Consider the following 19,081-nt stretch of genomic DNA (forward strand, 5'->3'; position numbering starts at 1 on the left):
GCGGGCATGGAGCGGCCGGTGAGCGGGCAGAACCGGGGGGACGGCTCCGGCGGCCGTCCGGATCGTATGCCCCTGGCGCCGGCCGGCCGGGTCGGCCGGAAGCGACTCACTCGTACGGTGGAACCAACCGCGGCCGGGCGGCGTCCATCCGGTCGCATACGGGATTCTCGTTCCAAGGGCTGTTCTATTCCGCAGCCCTTTCACATCGTGCTCCACCGCGTGCTCCAGGCCCGCGCCGTTGTCCGCACCGCCGTCCGTACCGCCGCCCGCCCCGCCCCCGCCGCCCGGCCCAGGCCCGGCCCCCGGTTCCGTTCCGGTCCGCCTCCGGCCCGGCTCCCGGGCGGATCCCTCCATCCGGTCCGCGGGCAGGTCCGGCGTCCCCGGACGCGGCGGCGGCCGGTTTGGCGACCGCGGGGCGGAGCCACCGAGCGGTCACGGAAAGGAACGGGTGCCAATGCGCGACAACCCACTGCGCGAAGACCCGAGGAGCCGGCCGGCGGCCCGGGCGGCCCGGCTGGCCGGGGCCCTGACGGCGGCCACCGGGCACCACTGGCCCGTAGTCCCCGGTGCCGTCCTGCTCACCGGCGGACACTGCTCCTGCGGCGAGCGGGACTGCCCGGTCCCGGGCGCCCACCCGCACGACCCGCCGCTGCTCGCGGCCACCACCGACGCCCGGATGGTGCGCTGGTGGTGGGAACGGCGCTACCCGGACGCCCCGGTGCTGGTCGCGACCGGCCGGGCGGTCTGCGCGGTCAGCCTGCCGGCGACGGCCGGCGCCCGCGCGCTCGCCTATCTGGCCGCCCTGCGGCTGCGGCTCGGCCCGGTGCTGGCGATGCCGGACCGCTACGCCATGCTGGTCGCCCCCTGGTCGCTCGACGCGCTCGGCGAGATGCTCGTCCAACTCCCCTGGGTGCCCGGATCGTTGCGCTACCACGGGGCCGGCGGCTTCCTGCCGCTGCCGCCCGGCGGCGGGGACGGCGACCGGGTGCGCTGGGTGCTGCCGCCGCGTCAGGGTGCCGACGGCGGCGTCTGGCTCCCGCAGGTCGAGCCGTTGCTGGGCGAGTTGGTGGCGGCGGCGGTCCAGCTGGACAGCGGCCGCTCGGCGTACTGACGTGCCGTCGCCGGCCTACTGATCGGGCACGGCCGACCGGTCCCGGCACGGGATGTCCGGAAAACAAAAGATCCGGCCGCTGGCGACGGGGGATGCACCAGCGACCGGACTCTTTAGACAGTAACAAGGATCCGCGCCCGCGCCAATTTCCAAGACGCCCTCGCAGCCCGGAAATTGCGGGTCACGGGCGCCAATGTGACGCGTATCACGTTCGATCCGCCGGATGTGCCCGGCGTTCCGTCCCGCCTTTAGTTCAGGGTGACCTGACGGTTCACCAGGTTCGCGCGGGCCCGCCGCTCGTCGGCGGTGAGCGGGGCCGGGTCGGCGAGCGTCGCGGCGAGCCGCTCGGCGAACTCCGCGGCCGGCTTCTCGCAGTCGGCCGCGGTCATCCCGAGCGGCAGGTCCCAGACCGGGACGGTCAGGCCGTGCGCCCGGAACGAGCCGACCAGACGGGTGTCGGGGCCGATCGCGGACTGCTCGGCGGCGGTCAGCCGGGCCAGCGCGTCCAGCAGCCGCTCCTCCGGCACCGTCATCACCCAGCGCAGGTGGTTCTTCTCCGGGGTGCCGCACCAGTAGGCCGAGTCGACGCCGGCGAGCTTCTCGGTGGGGATCGCCGAGGCGTTGGCGCGCTCCAGCGAGGCGGCCACCTCGCCGGTCGCGGTCTCGGCGTCCTCCAGCCAGAACTCGAAGCCGGTGTGCACGGCCGGCTCGAAGGCGGAGGTGGTGTCCAGCAGGTCCTGCAGCCGACGGCCGCCCGGTACGGTCCGGCGGGCCGGCACCGGGGTGCCGGGCTCGGTGGCCAGCGCCAGCTCCAGGGCGTCCGCGAGGTCGCGGCTGAGGTCGCCGGAGGACGACTGGGTCTGCAGGCCCAGCAGGATCGAGCCGTCCTGGCGGCGCAGCGCGGGCCAGGCCAGCGGCAGCACGGTGGCCAGGGTGACGGACGGCACCTCGCCGGCGGCGGTCTCGGCCACCCCGGCGGCCAGCGTCAGCGGCACGGTGGCGGCGGGCACCAGCTCGCGCAGTGCCACCCAGTCGGCCTCGCCCGGCAGGCCCTCGAACGGGCGGTGCACCAGCTCCTGGACGGCGTGCGAGGCCTCGCGGCCGTGGCAGGCCTTGTAGCGGCGGCCCGAGCCGCAGGGGCAGTTGTCGCGGGCCCCGACCACGGGGATCTCGCCCGTGGCGACGGGGGTGGACTGGCTGCGCTGCGGCGCCTTCTTGGCGGCCTTCTTGCCCATGGTGCGGCTCTCCCGGGAACGGTGGTGTTGTGCTCCCGGCAGCCTACTGACGTTCCTCCGGCGCGTGGGCGTGCGCCGGGGCGGGGGGCGGGGGCGGGCCCGCCGTGCCCGCTGCCCGGGCGCGCCGCGGGTGCCCTGCCCGCCGTCCTGCCGCCGTGCCGTCCTGCCGCGCTGTTCGCCGCGCTGTTCGGTCGTCGTGGTCGGTCGCGCTGTTCGGTCGTGGTGGTCGTCAGCCGCCGGTGCGCCGGGCGTGCCGGGCGCGGGCCGGCAGGGCCGCCCACACGGTCACCTCGCCGGGGGCGTCGCGCACGCCCCAGTCGCTGGCGAGCTGGTCCACGATGCTCAGCCCGCGGCCGCCGTGCGAGGTCAGCGAGGGGCTGGACGGCGACGGCCGGGTCTGCGCCCCGCCGTCCGTGACCTCCAGGGTGAGCACGCCGTCGGCGTGCATCTGCCAGCGGACCAGGACGCCGCCGGCGTCCTCGCCGGCCTCGCCCGGCGCGGTGACCGGCCCGCCGGTCCGGGACCGCCCGCCGACCAGCAGCGGTCCGACGACCTCGGCGCGGGCGCCCCGGCCGAGTGCGGGCAGTGGCCCGAGCGGACGGGCGTAACGACAAGCGTTGCTCAATAGTTCGGAAAGGATCAGAACAGCATCATCAATGACCGGTTCCGGTATCTCGCGGTCTCCCAGATCTCGACGCAGTCGGCGCCGTGCGACCCCGACACTCGCTGGGCCGTGCGGCACTGCCATGGTCGATGAAGTCGGCACTTCACGCGCCACCATCAACGCCACCCCCGGACCTCCTTCAGCGTATGCCGAGGGATGGATGCCCCTTGGCAATACGTCGGAAACGACCGCGCGGCGATCCCGCGCGGACATTTCAGGCCCGTCCACCGTCGGTGCGCGACAGGTGATTCGGTGCTCACCCTCCGTCGTGAAACTGTATGAATTGCGACAGAAATCGTTGCCGAAAGGTTTGAGTCCCTACCAAGGTGGTCAACGGCTGGTGGTGGTTGAACGGTTCACCACAGCGGTACCACGAATCACGCCATTACCACCGGGCTCAGCGGCCGAGCTGGGCCAGGACCTCGGCCGGGCGGTTGGTGATGATCGCCGACACCCCGAGCTCCAGGCAGAGCTCGACGTCGGCCGGCTCGTCCACGGTCCACACGTGCACCTGGTGGCCCAGCTCGCGCAGCCTGGTCACCAGCCCCGGCCGGGCCCGCACCAGTTCGATGCCGGGACCGGCGATCCGCGCCCCGCCCGGCAGCGGCGCGCCCGGGCGCAGCCGTCCGCGCAGCACCAGGCCGCGCTCGAACAGGAACACCCGGGGGTACTGCGGCGCGGCGGCGGCCACCCGGGCCAGCGCGACGGAGGAGAAGCTCATGATCCGGGCGTTGACGCCGTGGCCCCCGGCGGCCGCCGCACCTCCGCCGGCGCCGCTCCCGCCGCCGATCCCGAACCGCTCCAGCACCCGCAGCAGCTCGGACTCCACCCGGCCGCGGAAGCGCACCGGGTGCTTGGTCTCGATCGCGAGGTCCACCGGGCGCCCGCAGTCCACGACCAGCTCCAGCAGGCTCTCCAGCCGCAGCACCCCGCGCAGCTCCGGGTCCTCGCTCGGCCGGCCGGTCTTCCAGGCCCCGAAGTCGTGCGCCTCCAGCTCCGCCAGCGTCATCGCGGAGACCGTGCCCCGGCCGTCCGAGACCCGCCCGATCCGCCGGTCGTGCACGCAGACCAGCTGCCCGTCGGCGGTCACCCGCACATCGCACTCCAGGGCGTCCGCCCCCTCGGCGAGCGCCCGGCGGTAGGCGGCGAGGGTGTGCTCGGGCAGGGCGAACGAGGAACCGCGGTGGGCGATCACCTGGACGGGCGGCGCGGTGCGGGCCGTCGCGGGCGAGACATCGGGGCTGGTCACGCCCTACACGATAGGACGCGGACATGACGCGGAGGCGAAGACGGCCCCAACCCGAGGGGCCGTCTTCGCCTCCGCGTCCGGGGCCGGGCGGGCGTCAGCGCGCGGCGGCGGCCCGGTCCCGGGTGAGCGGGGTGAGCGCCCAGGTGGCCAGGGCCGGCACCAGGAAGCCGAACAGCGAGGCCGAGGTCCACTCCTGCGGGGTGAAGTGCACCGCCTCCTGCGCGGAGGTCCAGAGGTCCGTCCACCAGCCGGCCACCGCGGTCGGCGCGATCAGCTGGTAGGTGGCGAAGCCCAGCGCCCACGGCAGCAGCATCAGCCAGCGGGACGGCGCGTCGGCGGAGAGGTTCCAGCCGCGCCGCCCGGCACCGAGGAAGTAGTCGACCGCGAGCACCGCGAACATCGGCACGAAGACCGAGCCGATCAGGCCCAGGAAGGCGTAGTAGGACTCGGTGAACTCGGTGATCTGCAGCGCGAGCACGGTGATCAGCGCACCGGTGCCGCCCGTCAGCACCCGGCGGTCGACCTTCGGCAGCAGGTTGTGGATCGACATCGCGGTCGAGTAGACGTTGGCGAAGGACTGGTCGGTCTCGCGCAGCACCAGCACCAGCAGGAACAGCCAGCCGGCCCAGACGCCGAGGAACGAGTCGAAGATCCGCTCCGGGTCGCCGTCCGCCTGGAGCAGCGCCATCAGCCCGAGCACGTAGCACCAGACCTGCGCGATCGTGTAGCCGGAGAAGCTGCCCCAGAACGCCGCGCGCGGGGTGCGCGAGTGCCGGGTGTAGTCGGCGGCGAGCGGCACGAAGGAGATCGACACCGCGATCATCGCGTCGGTCGCCGGCAGGAAGCCGTGCCAGTTGCCCGCGCCCGGGTCCGGGACGCCGTGCCGACCGAGCTGGACGGTGAAGTAGACCATCGCGACCGCCACTGCCGCGGCGACGAAGCGGCGCAGCACCGCGATCGCGCCGAGCGGCCAGATGGTCAGCGCGGTGGTCAGCGCACCGGCCAGCACGACGAAGACCCAGCGGTAGCCCTCGGTGCCGACCACGGTCTGCGCGCCGAGCGCGATCGTCAGCAGCTCGTAGACGCCCCAGCCGACGCACTGGACGATGTTGAGCACCGTCGGCACGTAGGACAGCCGGGTGCCGAACAGCCCGCGCAGGTTCGCCATGGCGGGCGCACCGGTCCGGGCGCCGATCAGCGCGGCCACGCCGAGCATCGCGGTGCCGACCACGGTGCCGGCCACGATCGCGGTCACGGCGGCGGCCAGCGACAGTTCGCTGCCCTTGGCGCCGAGCACGGTCGCGGCGGTGGTGAAGCCGATCAGCGAGACGCCGAGGTTCATCCAGAGCGCGAAGTGGTCGCGGAAGCGCAGCGTGCGGGGCGGCTCGGTGTCCAGCACCAGCGGTGCCTCGGTGCGGCCCGCGGGCTCCAGGACGGCGGTGGCCGCGCCGTGGGAACCGGCGGCGGTGCCCGCGGCGTCCTGCCGAGGGGGGACGCCCGGGGACGAGGGCGCGCCGGAGGACGAGGATGGCGAAGCAGGCGGCATGGCCGATTTCTCCCTACGCCGGCATTACCCGGACAGGTTCCGGCGGTCTGCGCCCCCTCGACGGCCGTCCACGGGACTCCGTGGCGTACGGTCGACCGGCGCACTCTCAGCCTGGTGGGTCCAAGCTCCCGCGTGTCAGTTCGGAGCGACAGGCTAGTCGGCGACGGGGAGAACGCCAAGGCGGGAGGGGTCGCGCACGGCGCTGCGGCGGTCGTCGGGCCCGGCTAAGGATTCTTATGAGTTCTTCAGAAGGGTCCTTACGGCAATCGAATCGGGTGTGCGAAAAACTATGGTTGTTGGTCCTGTCAGCTATGGAGGTCGTCCGTGAGCACCGAGCGCGAGGTTGGGCCCACCGGGTCGCAGGGGGAGCAGCCCTCCGGCGGCCAGGGGGCGGTGGGTTCCGCTTCTGACGGTCCGGCGCAGCAGCCTGCGGCCGACCGGCCGTCCTCCGCCCAGCCGGCCGCCGAGGCGGGCTCCGGCGGGTTCACCCCCACGCTGGCGTTCAGCAAGGTCGCCGCCCCGGAGCCGGCCGCCGCCCCGGCGCCCGCCCCGGCCGCCGAGACCGGGTACCTCGACGCCCCGCCGCCGGTCCTGCCGCCCGCCGCGCCCGCGGCCCCGGTCGCCCCGGCGGCGCCCGTCGCCGCCCCGCACGGCGGCAACCCGTACGCGACCCCGGCCCCGGGTACGCCGGTTCCCCCGGCGCTCGCCGCGCACGACCCCTTCGCCGCGCACGACCCGTTCGCCGCGCCCGGCGCCCCGCAGGGCCCGGGTGCCACCGGCCGGCACCACCACCCGTTCGGCGCCGGGCAGCCGCTCGGCGGCTGGGGCGCCCCGCACGACATCACCCCCGGCGCGCCCGGGGGCCCCGGTGGTCCCGGCGGCCCGCTCGGCTACCCGGGCGAGTACCCCGGCGCGCCGGTCCCCGGCGGCCCGCGCAAGAAGCGCGGCGGTCTGATCGCCCTGGTCACGGCCGTCGCCCTGGTGGCCGGCGTGGCCGGCGGCGCGGTCGGCGTGGCCATCGCCGACCGCGACGACAGGACCGTCAGCGCCAAGGCCGGCCGAACCTCCACCACGGTCCAGGCCAACAACTCCCAGAAGAACGAGGCCGCCCCGGGTTCGGTCGCCGGCATCGCGCAGAAGGCGCTGCCCAGCGTCGTCACCATCAAGGCCCAGGGCAACGGCGAGTCCGGCACCGGCACCGGCTTCGTCTTCGACACCGAGGGCCACATCCTCACCAACAACCACGTGGTCGCGCCCGCCGCCTCCAGCGGCGGCAAACTGACCGTCAAGTTCGCCGACGGGTCCTCCTACCCGGCCTCCGTGCTGGGCCGCGCCGAGGGCTACGACGTCGCCGTCATCAGGCTCGACAACCCGCCCAAGGACAAGCTGACGCCGCTGCCGCTGGCCGACTCCGACAAGGTGAACGTCGGCGACTCCACCATCGCCATCGGCGCGCCGTACGGCCTGGAGTCCACCGTCACCACCGGCATCATCAGCGCCAAGGACCGCCCGGTCGCCTCCGGCGACGAGACCGGCGCGCAGTCCTCGTACATGAACGCCCTGCAGACCGACGCCTCCATCAACCCCGGCAACTCCGGCGGCCCGCTGCTCGACTCCGGCGGCGGCGTGATCGGCATCAACTCGGCGATCCAGTCCAACGCCTCCAGCAACGGCCGGGCCGGCTCCATCGGCCTCGGCTTCGCGATCCCGATCAACCAGGCCAAGTGGGTCGCCGACACCCTGATCAAGACCGGCAAGCCGGTCTACGCCAAGCTCGACGTCCTGCGCAACGACGACTACAAGGGCGACGGCGCGCAGATCCAGACCCGCGACATCCAGGGCCAGCCGGCCGTCACCCCCGGCGGCGCCGCCGACAAGGCCGGCCTCAAGCCCGGCGACGTCATCACCAAGCTCGGCGGCAGCCCGATCGAGAACGGCCCGGCCCTGGTCAGCAAGATCTGGACGCACAAGCCCGGCGAGACCGTCGACGTCGAGTACACCCGCAACGGCCAGACCGCCACCACCAAGGTCACCCTCAGCGAGCGCGTCGGAGACAACTGACCCCCACCCCGCCCCGGAAACCCGGTGCACCGAACCCCGCCGGACCCGTTAGGCTGACCTCCGCCTGGAGAGCTGCCCGAGCGGCCTAAGGGAACAGTCTTGAAAACTGTCGTGCGGTGACCCCGTACCGTGGGTTCGAATCCCACGCTCTCCGCCGGTAGGAGAAGAACCACCTGCTCAAGGCGGGTGCCGACTGAGGTCGGCACCCGCCTTCGTGCTGTTCGGGGTGGGGTGGGGAGGGGGTCGTATTCACCTGAACGGGGGGTTTGGGGCGGGTGTGTCCGCGTGTGGGGGTGTGGGGTCCGTCTATCCGGGCGTAAGGGGCGAACTGCCCTGGGCCTGGCGAGGAGAGACGGATGGCCTGGTACCCCGGTGCGGAGAAGATGGAGCTCCAGCCCGAGTCGGACGAACAGCCGGCGATCACGCCGACGCAGGTGATCTTCCACAGTGTGGCGGCGCCGTGGACGCCGCGGCGGATGTACGAGTACTGGAGGGACTCCACCAATCTGGAGTCCCACTTCGGGGTCGGGTACGACGGCTCCGTGGGGCAGTTCATCGGTACCGAGACCCGGGCCGACGCCAACATGCACGCCAACCGCAGGGCGGACGGAACCGGTGCGGTGAGCGTGGAGACGGCCAGTGACGACCGGAGCACCGATCCGTGGACGAACGCGCAGGTCAACGCGCTCGTCGCGCTCGGGGTGTGGCTGCACCGGCGGCACGGCATTCCGCTGCGGATCTGCCCGGCGTGGGACGGGCCCGGCTTCGGGGTGCACCGGATGTTCCCCGAGTGGTCGAACGGCGGGACGGCCTGCCCGGGGGACGTCCGCGTCCGGCAGTTCCGCGAGGTCGTGATGCCCGGCATCGTCGCGGTGGCCGGCGGGGCGCCGCTGCCCCCGCCGCAGGGCGGGTCCGGGCCCGCCCGCTACCGGGTGACCGTCAACGGCCTGGAGTACGGCTACGGCGCGCACGGGCCGCAGGTCAGGGAGGTCGGCGAGGCGCTGGTCCGGCAGGGCTTCGGCCGGCACTACCGGTCCGGGCCCGACGAGGACTGGCGGGACGCCGACACCCTCAACTACCAGGACTTCCAGCACGCCCTGGGGTACTCGGGACCGGACGCCGACGGCGTGCCGGGCGAGGACTCGCTGCGCCGGCTGCTGGGCCGGCTGCCCTCGCCGCGGCGGGTCTCGCTCGCCCACGTGGTCGCGGCGGCACGCACCGACCCGGGGGCCGAGCAGGGCCACCAGACCCACGGCGGCGAGGTGCGGATCGTCGAACAGGCCCTGGCGGACGAGGGGTTCCTGGAGCAGCGCTGGGTGGACGGCTCGCTCGGCACCCGCTCCGTGCAGGCGTACGCCGCCTTCCAGCGCAGCCTCGGCTACTCCGGCGAGGACGCCAACGGCATCCCCGGCCAGCGCAGCCTCCAGGTGCTGGGGCAGCGGAGGGGGTTCGACGTGACGGACTGACGTGACGGACGGGGGTGGCGAAGCCGGTGCTTGACCGTGACACCGTGTGAGGGTCTGCACTGGAGGAACCATGTTGAACATCGGAGACTTCGCCAAGCACGGCCGGGTGTCGGTCCGGATGCTGCGCCACTACGACGCCCTCGGGCTGCTCCGGCCGGCCCGGGTCGACCCGGCCAGCGGCTACCGCTGCTACGAGGCGGCCCAACTGGCCCGGCTCAACCGGGTCATCGCCCTCAAGGACCTCGGCTTCACGCTGCACCAGGTGCGGGCCGTCCTGGACGAGGAGGTGGACACGGCCGAGCTGCGCGGGATGCTGCGGCTGCGGCGGGCCGAGCTCGCCGCGGCCATGGCCGCGGACGCCGAACGGCTGGCCCGGGTGGAGGCGAGGCTCCGGACGATCGAGAGCGAGGGGACCATGTCCACGCACGATGTCGTGGTGAAGCGGGTGCCTGCGGTGCGGGTGGCCGAGCTGACCGGGGTCGCGGCGGGCTACGAGCCGCAGGACATCGGGCCGGTGATCGGCCCGCTGTTCGACGAGCTCTGCGGCCGGCTGGCGGCGGCCGGCATCGGCCACGCCGGGCCGTCCGTCGCCCGCTACGAGGACACCGGGGACGGCGACGGCTCGGTGCTGATCCGGGTGGCCGTGCCGATCCCCGCCACGGTCGACCCGGCCGGGGAGCACGGCTTCGCGGTGGTCGACCTGCCGGCCGTCGAGGAGGCGGCGACCGTGGTGCACCGCGGCTCGATGGACGCCTCCCTGGGCGCCACCCAGGCACTGGCGCGCTTCATCGACGAGAACGGCTACCGCTCGACGGGGTACGCCCGCGAGCTCTACCTGGAGTGCCCGGAGGAGGAGGCGGACTGGGTGACGGAGTTCCAGGAGCCGGTGGTCCGCGGGTAGTCGCAGGGGCCGCCCGCGCCGGAGCGGCGTACTTGCCGGGTGGACGGGCGGCGGGCAGAGTGCGAGGGCGGGCGGCGTGAGCGGAGGCGGCGATGAGTGATCTGACGGACCGGCTGGCGGAGGGCCTCCCGCCCGGCGCCCTGGCGGTGGATCCGGACGTGACCGCCGCCTACCGGCACGACATGGCGGGCTTCTGCCCGGCCGGCACGCCCGCGGTGGTGGTCTTCCCGGAGACCGTCGAGCAGGTGCGGCACGTCATGCGGACCGCCACCGCGCTGCGCGTGCCGGTGGTCCCGCAGGGCGCCAGGACCGGGCTGTCCGGCGCGGCCAACGCCGTCGACGGCTGCATCGTGCTGTCGATGGTGAAGATGAACCGGATCCTGGAAATCGACCCGGTGAACCGGATCGCGGTGGTCGAGCCGGGCGTGGTCAACGCCGAGCTCTCCCGGGCCGCCGCCGCCTCGGGGCTCGCCTACCCGCCCGACCCGTCGAGCTGGGAGTCCTGCACGATCGGCGGCAACATCGGCACCGGCGCGGGCGGCCTGTGCTGCGTCAAGTACGGGGTGACCGGCGAGTACGTGCTCGGCCTGGACGTGGTGCTGGCCGACGGCCGGCTGCTGTCCACCGGCCGCCGGACGGCCAAGGGGGTCGCCGGCTACGACCTGACCCGGCTGCTGGTGGGCTCCGAGGGCACCCTGGGCGTGGTGGTCCGCGCGGTGCTGGCACTGCGTCCGGCGCCCGCGCCGCAGCTGGCGCTGGCGGCGGAGTTCCCGAGTGCGGCCGCGGCCGGCGCGGCGGTCTGCGAGGTGATGGCGCGCGGCTTCACCCCGTCGCTGATGGAGCTGATGGACGCGGTGAGCGTGCGCGCGGTCAACGACCTGGGGCGGATGGGGCTGCCGGAGTCCACCCGGGCGCTGCTGCTGGTCGCCTTCGACGGCCCGGACCGGGCGGCCGAGCTGGCCGCGGTCGGCGAACTGTGCCGGGCGGCCGGGGCGACCGAGGTGGTGCCCGCCGAGGACCAGGCCGAGTCCGAGCTGCTGCTGGAGGCGCGCCGTCAGGCGCTGCCCGCGCTGGACCGGCTGGGTACCACGATGATCGACGACGTGGCGGTGCCGCGCTCGCGGCTGGCCGAGATGCTGGACGGCGTCGCGGCGATCGCCGAGCGGAACGGGCTGACCATCGGGGTGGTGAGCCACGCGGGCGACGGCAACACCCATCCGATCGTCATCTTCGACGCGGCGGACGCCGAGCAGTCGGCCCGGGCGCAGCGCTCCTTCGACGAGATCATGGCGCTGGGGCTGGAGCTGGGCGGCACGATCACCGGTGAGCACGGGGTGGGGCTGCTCAAGCGCGAGTGGCTGGCGAAGGAGCTCGGACCGGTGGCGATGGACCTCCAGCGGCAGCTGAAGGCGGTCTTCGACCCGCTGGGCATCCTCAATCCCGGCAAGGCCGTCTGACCCCCGCACCGCCGCACCCCCCCCGCACCGCCGCACCGCCGCACCGCCGGCCCCCGGGCCTTCGTACAGGCCGGCGGAAAGCGCCCTGAATTGTCGACACGGTCATGCGACCGCACCGATAAGGGGGCGTGTTTTCTGCCGTCGCGCGCCCTCGTGGTGCGCCGGGTTGTCCGCACGCCCTTCCCGCGCCGTTTCGGGCGCACTGACCGTGGCCCGCCGGTTCGACTGCGCCGCAGGTGGAAGGGGGTGCGAAGGGCGCGTATTCGGTGCCGGCGGCAGTTATGCGCCGGGTGGCCGAATATCACGCTAAAGGGCGAAAAGGGGGCTGTGAGGTGGTGCTTTGTCGATTTGTTGCGGAAGTCTGTCTCCCGGCGTCGCAGCCCGCAGGTGTTCGTCTGGCCGGCGAACTCCGCGCATCCTGCATGATTACCGCTTCTTGGAGGCTCTCATGGCTCGCACCCGAACACGCAGGGCGGCCGGCCTACTGCTGGCGGCCCCGCTCGCGGCCGGTCTGCTGATCGCCGGTGCCGGCTCCGCCGCCGCCGACGACGGCGCGTTCGCCAACGACGGGTCCACCAGCGGCGTGGTGTCGAACGTCGGCACGGGCAACGTCTTCGGCTCGGTCGACGGCAACCACGTCTCCACCCAGCAGACGGCCACCGGGGCCGGGGCATCGAACCAGGCCAACACCCTCGGGGTGAAGGACAACGCGGGCAGCGTCCTGGCCAACCAGTCCAACCAGAACTACGGCATCGTCCTCGCACCGGTCTTCTCCTGAGCGCCGCCCGGGTGCCGCGGACGGCGGGGGCGCCGTCGGCGGACGACCGGGAGCGGTCAGGGCGGGTGGAACGGGCAGGACTCACACGACGGACGGCGTCGGCCGACCGGAGGACCGACCGGAGGACCGGCGAAGGACCGACCGGAAGACCGGCGAAGGACCGGCGGAGGACCGAGCGGATCGGAAGGACCGCACAGGACGCGCAGCACAACCGGGCAGCGGAAAGGGTCACCGCACCGGTCCCGTGGGCGGCACCGTACACCGGTGCCGCCCACGGGCGCGTCCGGGCCCGCGACAGGTCCAGTCCAGGGCCCGCGCCCGGCGCCGTCACCGCACGGCGGTACGGTTGCGCTCCGACAGCGCACCCCGCGCCCGGCCCGCCTTCCGGCGACCGGCCCGCCGCGGGCTGCGGCCGCGGCAACCGGAAGGAAGGGCGCGCGATGGCAGCGGAGGAGGAGGGCCTGACCGGCCCCGGCGAGACCAGGCCCGCGGCGGGCCCCGGGCCCGGCGGGGAGCCGGCTCCGGCCGCGCCCCGGTCCGTGCCCGAGCTGATGCTCGGCCGCCCGCCGATGGCCCGCCCGCTGCCGACCTTCGACACCGAGGCGGCCCCGGCCGAACCCGGTCCGCTCTTCGTGGACTGGCTCGCCACCGCCCTGCACGCCGGCGTGCCGGACCCGCAGGTGTTCACCCTCTCCACGGTCGACGCCGACGGCATGCCGGACGCCCGCGTCCTGGTGCTGCGCGACGTGGACGCCGCCGGGACCGGCTGGGTCTTCTCGGCCGCCGCCGACAGCCCCAAGGGCCGCCAGCTCGCCGACCACCCGGCCGCCGCGCTCACCGTCTACTGGCCGCAGCTCGGCCGCCAGGTGCGGGTGCGCGGCACCGTCGAGCGGGCCGCCGACCAGGTGGCCGGGGCCGAGTTCGCCACCCGCTCCCCGGCCGCCCGGATCGGCGCGCTGGTCGGGCGGCAGAGCGAGCCGCTGGCCTCGCCGGCCGAGTACGAGGAGGCGGTGGCGGTGGCCCGCCGCCGGCTGGAGGCCACCCCGGACGCGGTCGCGGCCGGGCACGCCGTCTACACGCTCTGGGCGCACGAGGTGGAGTTCTGGCAGGGGGACGCGGAGCGCCACCACGTCCGGCTGCGCTACACCCGGACCGGTCCGGTCCGCACCCCGGAGTGGTCGCGCACCCTCCTCTGGCCCTGATGCGGCGGGGGCGCGCACCAATTCGATGCGCGCCCCCGGCCACCACCGGGCGGTGCCTCAGCGCCGCCCGGTCAGCGTCGCCCCGACGCTCGCCGCCACCACGCAGCCGATGCCCGCCAGCTGCACGGCGCCCAGCAGCTGACCCAGCACCACCAGGCCGACCAGCGCGCTGACCGCCGGCTCCAGGCTGACCAGCACGCTGAACACCCGCTGCGGCATCCGCCGCAGCGCCGTCATCTCCAGCGCGTACGGGATCACCGGCAGCAGCAGCGACACCCCGGCCACCGCCAGCAGCAGCATCAGCGGCGACGCACCGGGCTCGGTCAGCCCGTGCCAGGCCTGGCCGAGGCCGAACGGCGCCACCGCCAGCGCGCCGACCGTCATCGACACGGCCAGCCCCTGGAAGCCCTGGAACGCCGCCCCGACCTTGTCCGTGAACAGGATGTACGCGGCGTAGCAGGCGGCCGCCCCGAAGGCGTACAGCAGGCCGACCGGGTCCAGCCCGCCGCCCTCCCCGCCCTCGCCGAGCAGCGTGAGCAGCGCCACGCCGCCGGCCGCGAGCAGCGCCCACAGCAGGTGGCTGGCGCGGCGGGCGAAGACCAGGGCCACCGCGAGCGGGCCGAGGAACTCGATGGTGGCGGCGGTGCCCATCGGCAGCCGGTCGATCGCCCCGGCGAACAGCAGCGTCATGCCGGCCGAGGCCATGCCGAGCAGGGCGGCGGCGGCCAGGTCGCGCGGCCGGCGCCCGCGCAGCCTCGGCCGGGTGACGGCCAGCAGGATGACCGCCGCGAAGCCCAGCCGCAGGAAGGTGGTGCCGCTCACCCCGAGCGGCCCGAAGAGCGGCTTGGAGAACGCGATCCCGGTCTGCACCAGGAACATCGCCGTAACACAGAGAAGCGGCGCCGGAATGCTTCCCGGGCGCCGCAGAAGGCCGGTGAGCCGTCGGCCGGCTCTCGCGTCCGGTGGCAGCCCCTCGCCGGGCGCCCCGCCTCGTCGCCAGCTGCCCCGCTCGCCGGCGGGCTCGCCCTTGGGGGCGGGCGGCATGGCAAGCGCCTCGGCGACGGCGGCTGCCGACGTCGGGACGGAGGTTTCGCTGGGATGGGAGCTGGGCATAACGGCGAGTTTGCCGTAAGGAGCCACTAGGCAGCAAGCTCGTTACAAGAATCGGGACGGATGCGGACGGGTGCGTCCGAAAGGGTGAGCTCCGACGGCGCGCCCGGCGCGTCGACCGCGCCCGCCCGACGGTCCGTCAGTATCAAGGCGGCGTGCGCCATCTCCGCCGCGCGGCCCTCGCCGCCGCCTCCCTCGTCCTCCTGCCGGCCGCCGGCGGCCCGGGGGTGGGCGCCGACGCCGCTCCGGCCGCCGCCGCCGTCCCCCGCATCCGGGCCGCCGTGCTGCCCGACCGGCTCGGGCCGCCCGCCGTCCGCGCCCGCGACAGCTACACCGGCGCGGCCTTCGACGCCTGCACCGCGCCCCCGCTGGAGACCCTGCGGGCCTGGCGCGACGCCTCGCCGTACGGGGCGCTCGGCATCTACACCAGCGGCGGCCAGCGCGGCTGCGCACAGCCCAGGCTCACCGCCGACTGGGTGCGCGAGGCCCGGGGGATGGGGTGGCGGTTCCTGCCGGTGCACGTCGGCCTCCAGGCGCCGTGCAGCGAACTGAGCCGCAAGCCCAAGCGGATCGACCCCGCGCGGGCCACCCGGCAGGGGCGCGAGGAGGCGGCCGAGGCGGTCGCCGGGCTGCGGGCGGTCGGGTTCGGCCACGGCAGCCCGGTCTTCCTGGACATCGAGGCCTACCCGCTGCGCGACCGCGCCTGCGGCCAGGCCGTCGTCGACTTCACCGTCGGCTGGACCCAGGCGCTGCACGCGGCCGGCTACCGATCGGGCTTCTACTCCAGCCTGGACTCCGGCATCGCCGACCTCGCCGCCGCCGCCAGGGCCGGCAGTTCGCCGCTGCCCGACGTCCTCTGGTACGCCCGCTGGGACGACCGTGCCGACACCGCCGGGGGCGGGCCGCTCACCGCGGAACTCTGGTCCCGGCACCAGCGCGTCCACCAGTACCGCGGCAACGTCGAGGAGACCTACGGCGGGGCGACGCTCACCGTCGACCGCAACCAGGTCGACGCCCCGCTCGCCCGCTGACGGCCCCGCCGGCGCCGCGGCGGCCGGTCACTCCCGCGGCGCGAGCCCCAGCCAGCCCCGGCCCTGGCAGTAGCGGCAGGTCTCCGGGACGTACCCGGTGCCGGTGCGCCCGGCCCGCAGGCCCTTGCGCGCCTGGGTCCGCACCCCGCCGGAGCAACACGGGCAGGGCACCCGGAACCCGGCCAGACCCCGCCCCACCCGCCGTTCGCCGCGTCCGTCGCCCATGGCCCCAGTATCCCGGCCGGCGGCGCCCGCGCCCGGGCGACCCCCGCCCGACCGGGGGGAACGTGGCCGGGTCGTGATCGGGGCAACGCGGTCAGGATGCTGACATCGGGGACCCGGCGCGGCAGAATCGGGCCCTACTGCCCGTATTACCGCCCAGTAGCCGGCATCCGGCCGGGCCGGGGCAGGAGCCGCAGTGCCGCCCAGGTCGAGGAGGACCCGTGTTCAGCACGATGCAGGACGTACCGCTCACCGTCGCCCGGATCCTTGAGCACGGGTCCACGATCCACGGCAGGTCGACGGTCACCACCTGGGACGGCACCGGCCCGGTGGTCCGGACGTACGCCGAGGTCGGCGCCCGCGCGGCGCGGCTCGCCTGGGCCCTGCGCGACGAACTCGGCGTGAGCGCGGACGACCGCGTCGCCACCCTGATGTGGAACAACGCCGAGCACCTGGAGGCCTACCTCGCGGTACCGGCGATGGGCGCGGTGCTGCACACCCTCAACCTGCGGCTCCCGGCGAACCAGCTGTCGTTCATCGTCAACCACGCCGCCGACCGCGTGATCATCGTCAACGGCACCGTCCTCCCGCTGCTGGCGGCGGTCCTCCCCGAGCTCGCCCCGACCCTCAGGCACATCGTGGTCAGCGGCCCCGGCGACCGGTCGGTGCTGGCCGGCTTCACGGGCGGCGTGCACGACTACGAGGAGCTGATCGCGGACCGGCCGACCGCCTACCCCTGGCGCTCCGACATCGACGAGCGCCAGGCCGCCGTGCTCTGTTACACCTCCGGCACCACCGGCGACCCCAAGGGCGTGCTCTACAGCCACCGCTCGGTCTACCTGCACTGCCTCCAGGTCAACACCGGCGACAACTTCGCCTTCACCCCGCGCGACACCGCGCTGCCGGTCGTGCCGATGTTCCACGTCAACGCCTGGGGCATCCCGCACGCCGCCTTCATGTCCGGCGCGAGCCTGCTGATGCCGGACCGCTTCCTCCAGCCCAAGCCGATGGCCGAGATGATCGCCGCCGTGCGGCCGACCGTCAGCGCGGCCGTGCCCACGATCTGGAGCGGCCTGCTGGACGAGCTGGACGCCGGCGACTACGACACCTCCAGCCTGCGCATGGTGGTGATCGGCGGCTCGGCCTGCCCGCCGTCGCTGATGAAGGGCTACGAGGAGCGCCACGGCATCCGCGTCATCCACGCCTGGGGCATGACCGAGACCTCGCCGCTCGGCTCCTTCGCCCAGCCGCCGGGCGGCCTGACCCCGGAGGAGGAGTGGCCGTACCGGGTCACCCAGGGCATCTTCCCGGCCTCCGTCGAGGCCAGGCTGATCGGCCCCGGCGGCGAGCGGATGCCGCACGACGGGGTGTCGGCGGGCGAGCTGGAGGTGCGCGGCCCGTGGATCGCGGGGGCGTACTACGGGGGCGCGGGCCAGGACCCGCAGCGCCCGGACGACAAGTTCTCCGAGGACGGCTGGCTGCGCACCGGCGACGTCGGCACGATCACCGCGGACGGCTACCTGACCCTCACCGACCGGGCCAAGGACGTGATCAAGTCCGGCGGCGAGTGGATCTCCTCGGTGGACCTGGAGAACCACCTGATGGCGCACCCGGAGGTCGCCGAGGCCGCCGTGGTGGCCGTCCCGGACGAGAAGTGGGGCGAGCGCCCGCTGGCCACCGTCGTGCTGCGGCCGGGCGCCACCGCCGGACTGCCGGAGCTGCGGGCGTTCCTGGCCGGGCGGATAGCCTCCTGGCAGCTGCCGGAGCGCTGGGCGATCGTCGGGGCGGTGCCGAAGACCTCGGTCGGCAAGTTCGACAAGAAGGTGATCCGCGCCGACTACGCGGCGCAGCGGCTGGACGTCACGCGCCTCGGCAAGGAGTAGGGCGCGGGAGGACGCCGAGGGCCGGCCACCCCGGGAAGGGGCGGCCGGCCCTCGGCCTGTTCGCCTGTCAGCCCGCCGCGGCGACGCCCGCCTCGCCCATGGCGCCGATCCGCCCGAGCAGGTCGACGATCCGGGACTGCACGTCGTCGCTGGTCGAGCGCTCGGCGAGGAAGAGCACCGTCTCGCCGGTGCGCAGCCGGGGCAGCTCGCGCGGGTCGAGGTCCACCGAGGTGTAGACGACGAGCGGGGTGCGGTGCAGCCGGTCGTTGGCCCGCAGCCAGTCCAGCAGGCCGACCCGGCGGCGGCGGATCTGCAGCAGGTCCATCACCACCAGGTTGGGCTGCACACTGCTGGCCCGGGCGACCGCGTCGTTCTCGTCCGCCGCGTGCTCGACGTGCATGCCGCGCCGCTCCAGGCTGGCGATCAGCGCGGCGGCGATGTCCGGGTCGCCCTCGACCAGCAGGACGCGCGGGGCGTGGTTCTCGCCGTCGCGCGGGGCGAGGGCGCGCAGCAGGACGGCCGGGTCGGCGCCGTACGCGGCGTCCCGGGTGGCCTGTCCGAGGCCGGCGGTGACCACCACCGGGACCCTGCTGTTCAGCGCCGCCGTGCGCAGCGACTGCAGCGCGGTGCGGGTGATCGGGCCGGTCAGCGGGTCGACGAAGAGCGCGGCGGGGAACCCGGCGACCTGCGCGTCCACCTCCTCGCGGGAGCGGACGATCACCGGGCGGTAGCCGCGGTCCTGGAGCGCCTGCCGGGTGGCGGGGTCGGGCTCGGGCCAGACCAGCAGCCGACGCGGACCGCCGTCGGGGTCCGGGGCGGGGATCGAGGCGTGCTCGCCGACCTCGCCGCGGCCGCCCGGCAGGGCGATCGGCGCGTTGACCTGCGGGGCACCGGGGGCCCCGGGGGCGGGGGCGGGCGCGCCGGACCCGGCGGGCAGTTCGGCCATCGGACGCGGCGCGGGCCGGCCGTCGGCGGGCGGCACCGGCGCCACCGGGGTCACCGGCGTCACGCGCACGACGGCGCCGGGGGTCCCGGGCGCGCCGAGCGGACGCGGCGGGGCCAGCTCGCCCAGACCGCTGCCGACCGGACGCGGAGCGCCCTCGCCGGCGGGCGAACCGGGGGAGCCGGGCAGCGCCGGGGCGGCCGGCGGCAGCGCGGGCAGCGC

16 protein-coding genes, 1 tRNA gene and 1 riboswitch are annotated in these 19,081 nt (G+C 74.8%); of the genes, 10 read left to right on the forward strand and 7 right to left on the reverse strand.

The features are described 5' to 3' along the window. The first annotated feature begins 454 nt into the window (after positions 1–454). Entirely contained in the window at positions 455–1,111 is a 657-nt protein-coding gene (locus ACFU74_RS27315) for a bifunctional DNA primase/polymerase (RefSeq protein WP_380761351.1), read from the forward strand. 248 nt (positions 1,112–1,359) lie between these two features. Here the strand turns inward: ACFU74_RS27315 and ACFU74_RS27320 are convergent, their stop codons facing one another. From ACFU74_RS27320 to ACFU74_RS27335, 4 genes are all read right to left on the reverse strand, one after another. Further along, positions 1,360–2,346 (reverse strand): DUF5926 family protein, encoded by a 987-nt coding sequence (locus ACFU74_RS27320; protein ID WP_380761353.1) that lies wholly within the window; start codon positions 2,344–2,346, stop codon positions 1,360–1,362. A 229-nt stretch (positions 2,347–2,575) separates the two neighbouring features. Then, entirely contained in the window at positions 2,576–3,136 is a 561-nt protein-coding gene (locus ACFU74_RS27325; RefSeq protein WP_380761355.1) for an ATP-binding protein, read from the reverse strand. Between the two features lie 271 nt (positions 3,137–3,407). Beyond that, a complete protein-coding gene (locus ACFU74_RS27330; RefSeq protein WP_380761357.1) occupies positions 3,408–4,259 on the reverse strand; it encodes a glycerophosphodiester phosphodiesterase family protein in 852 nt (283 codons plus the stop codon). 94 nt (positions 4,260–4,353) lie between these two features. Further along, complete coding sequence (locus ACFU74_RS27335) at positions 4,354–5,805, reverse strand: purine-cytosine permease family protein (protein WP_380761358.1); 1,452 nt, start codon at positions 5,803–5,805, stop codon at positions 4,354–4,356. Then, positions 5,799–5,947, reverse strand: a riboswitch (TPP riboswitch). (Overlaps the previous gene by 7 nt.) Positions 5,948–6,129: 182 nt before the next feature. Here ACFU74_RS27335 and ACFU74_RS27340 point away from each other — a divergent pair. The 7 genes from ACFU74_RS27340 to ACFU74_RS27370 all read left to right on the forward strand — a co-directional run bounded on the left by ACFU74_RS27340 (position 6,130) and on the right by ACFU74_RS27370 (position 13,670). Next, positions 6,130–7,866: a S1C family serine protease gene (locus ACFU74_RS27340; RefSeq protein WP_380761360.1), complete on the forward strand. Its 1,737-nt coding sequence runs from the start codon at positions 6,130–6,132 to the stop codon at positions 7,864–7,866. Between the two features lie 66 nt (positions 7,867–7,932). Next, a tRNA-Ser gene (locus ACFU74_RS27345) sits at positions 7,933–8,020 on the forward strand. A gap of 202 nt (positions 8,021–8,222) precedes the next feature. Then, positions 8,223–9,332 carry a peptidoglycan-binding protein gene (locus tag ACFU74_RS27350; RefSeq protein ID WP_380761362.1) on the forward strand — a complete coding sequence of 370 codons (1,110 nt, stop codon included), beginning with the start codon at positions 8,223–8,225 and terminating at the stop codon, positions 9,330–9,332. Between the two features lie 70 nt (positions 9,333–9,402). After that, complete coding sequence (locus tag ACFU74_RS27355; protein ID WP_380761364.1) at positions 9,403–10,233, forward strand: MerR family transcriptional regulator; 831 nt, start codon at positions 9,403–9,405, stop codon at positions 10,231–10,233. Positions 10,234–10,325: 92 nt separating this feature from the next. Further along, positions 10,326–11,690, forward strand: coding sequence for an FAD-binding oxidoreductase (locus ACFU74_RS27360; protein WP_380761366.1), 1,365 nt, complete (start codon positions 10,326–10,328; stop codon positions 11,688–11,690). Between the two features lie 448 nt (positions 11,691–12,138). Beyond that, positions 12,139–12,468 (forward strand): hypothetical protein, encoded by a 330-nt coding sequence (locus ACFU74_RS27365; RefSeq protein ID WP_380761368.1) that lies wholly within the window; start codon positions 12,139–12,141, stop codon positions 12,466–12,468. Positions 12,469–12,908: 440 nt separating this feature from the next. Continuing rightward, a complete protein-coding gene (locus ACFU74_RS27370) occupies positions 12,909–13,670 on the forward strand; it encodes a pyridoxal 5'-phosphate synthase (protein ID WP_380761370.1) in 762 nt (253 codons plus the stop codon). Between the two features lie 57 nt (positions 13,671–13,727). On the opposite strand, the gene ACFU74_RS27375 is transcribed toward ACFU74_RS27370, so the two are convergent. Then, positions 13,728–14,549: a DMT family transporter gene (locus ACFU74_RS27375; RefSeq protein WP_380761372.1), complete on the reverse strand. Its 822-nt coding sequence runs from the start codon at positions 14,547–14,549 to the stop codon at positions 13,728–13,730. Positions 14,550–14,935: 386 nt separating this feature from the next. Between ACFU74_RS27375 and ACFU74_RS27380 the strand changes: the two genes are divergently transcribed. Continuing rightward, positions 14,936–15,811 (forward strand): DUF1906 domain-containing protein, encoded by an 876-nt coding sequence (locus ACFU74_RS27380; RefSeq protein ID WP_380761374.1) that lies wholly within the window; start codon positions 14,936–14,938, stop codon positions 15,809–15,811. 27 nt (positions 15,812–15,838) lie between these two features. On the opposite strand, the gene ACFU74_RS27385 is transcribed toward ACFU74_RS27380, so the two are convergent. Then, positions 15,839–16,036, reverse strand: coding sequence for a hypothetical protein (locus ACFU74_RS27385; RefSeq protein ID WP_380761376.1), 198 nt, complete (start codon positions 16,034–16,036; stop codon positions 15,839–15,841). 218 nt (positions 16,037–16,254) lie between these two features. Between ACFU74_RS27385 and ACFU74_RS27390 the strand changes: the two genes are divergently transcribed. Next, complete coding sequence (locus ACFU74_RS27390; protein WP_380761378.1) at positions 16,255–17,916, forward strand: long-chain fatty acid--CoA ligase; 1,662 nt, start codon at positions 16,255–16,257, stop codon at positions 17,914–17,916. Between the two features lie 67 nt (positions 17,917–17,983). On the opposite strand, the gene ACFU74_RS27395 is transcribed toward ACFU74_RS27390, so the two are convergent. After that, positions 17,984–19,081 (reverse strand): PleD family two-component system response regulator (locus ACFU74_RS27395; protein WP_380761380.1); only part of this gene is annotated, 1,098 nt, incomplete at its 5' end.

The sequence above is a fragment of the Kitasatospora sp. NPDC057500 genome, from assembly GCF_042802195.1.
Taxonomy (GTDB): Bacteria; Actinomycetota; Actinomycetes; order Streptomycetales; family Streptomycetaceae; genus Kitasatospora.

Excerpts from the sequence above, each read along its gene's own strand:
- ACFU74_RS27315 (WP_380761351.1), top strand. The coding sequence starts at position 455 with ATGCGCGACAACCCACTGCGCGAAGACCCGAGGAGCCGGCCGGCGGCC.
- ACFU74_RS27320 (WP_380761353.1), bottom strand. The coding sequence starts at position 2,346 with ATGGGCAAGAAGGCCGCCAAGAAGGCGCCGCAGCGCAGCCAGTCCACC.
- ACFU74_RS27335 (WP_380761358.1), bottom strand. The coding sequence starts at position 5,805 with ATGCCGCCTGCTTCGCCATCCTCGTCCTCCGGCGCGCCCTCGTCCCCG.
- ACFU74_RS27350 (WP_380761362.1), top strand. The coding sequence starts at position 8,223 with ATGGCCTGGTACCCCGGTGCGGAGAAGATGGAGCTCCAGCCCGAGTCG.
- ACFU74_RS27355 (WP_380761364.1), top strand. The coding sequence starts at position 9,403 with ATGTTGAACATCGGAGACTTCGCCAAGCACGGCCGGGTGTCGGTCCGG.
- ACFU74_RS27360 (WP_380761366.1), top strand. The coding sequence starts at position 10,326 with ATGAGTGATCTGACGGACCGGCTGGCGGAGGGCCTCCCGCCCGGCGCC.
- ACFU74_RS27365 (WP_380761368.1), top strand. The coding sequence starts at position 12,139 with ATGGCTCGCACCCGAACACGCAGGGCGGCCGGCCTACTGCTGGCGGCC.
- ACFU74_RS27370 (WP_380761370.1), top strand. The coding sequence starts at position 12,909 with ATGGCAGCGGAGGAGGAGGGCCTGACCGGCCCCGGCGAGACCAGGCCC.
- ACFU74_RS27375 (WP_380761372.1), bottom strand. The coding sequence starts at position 14,549 with ATGTTCCTGGTGCAGACCGGGATCGCGTTCTCCAAGCCGCTCTTCGGG.
- ACFU74_RS27385 (WP_380761376.1), bottom strand. The coding sequence starts at position 16,036 with ATGGGCGACGGACGCGGCGAACGGCGGGTGGGGCGGGGTCTGGCCGGG.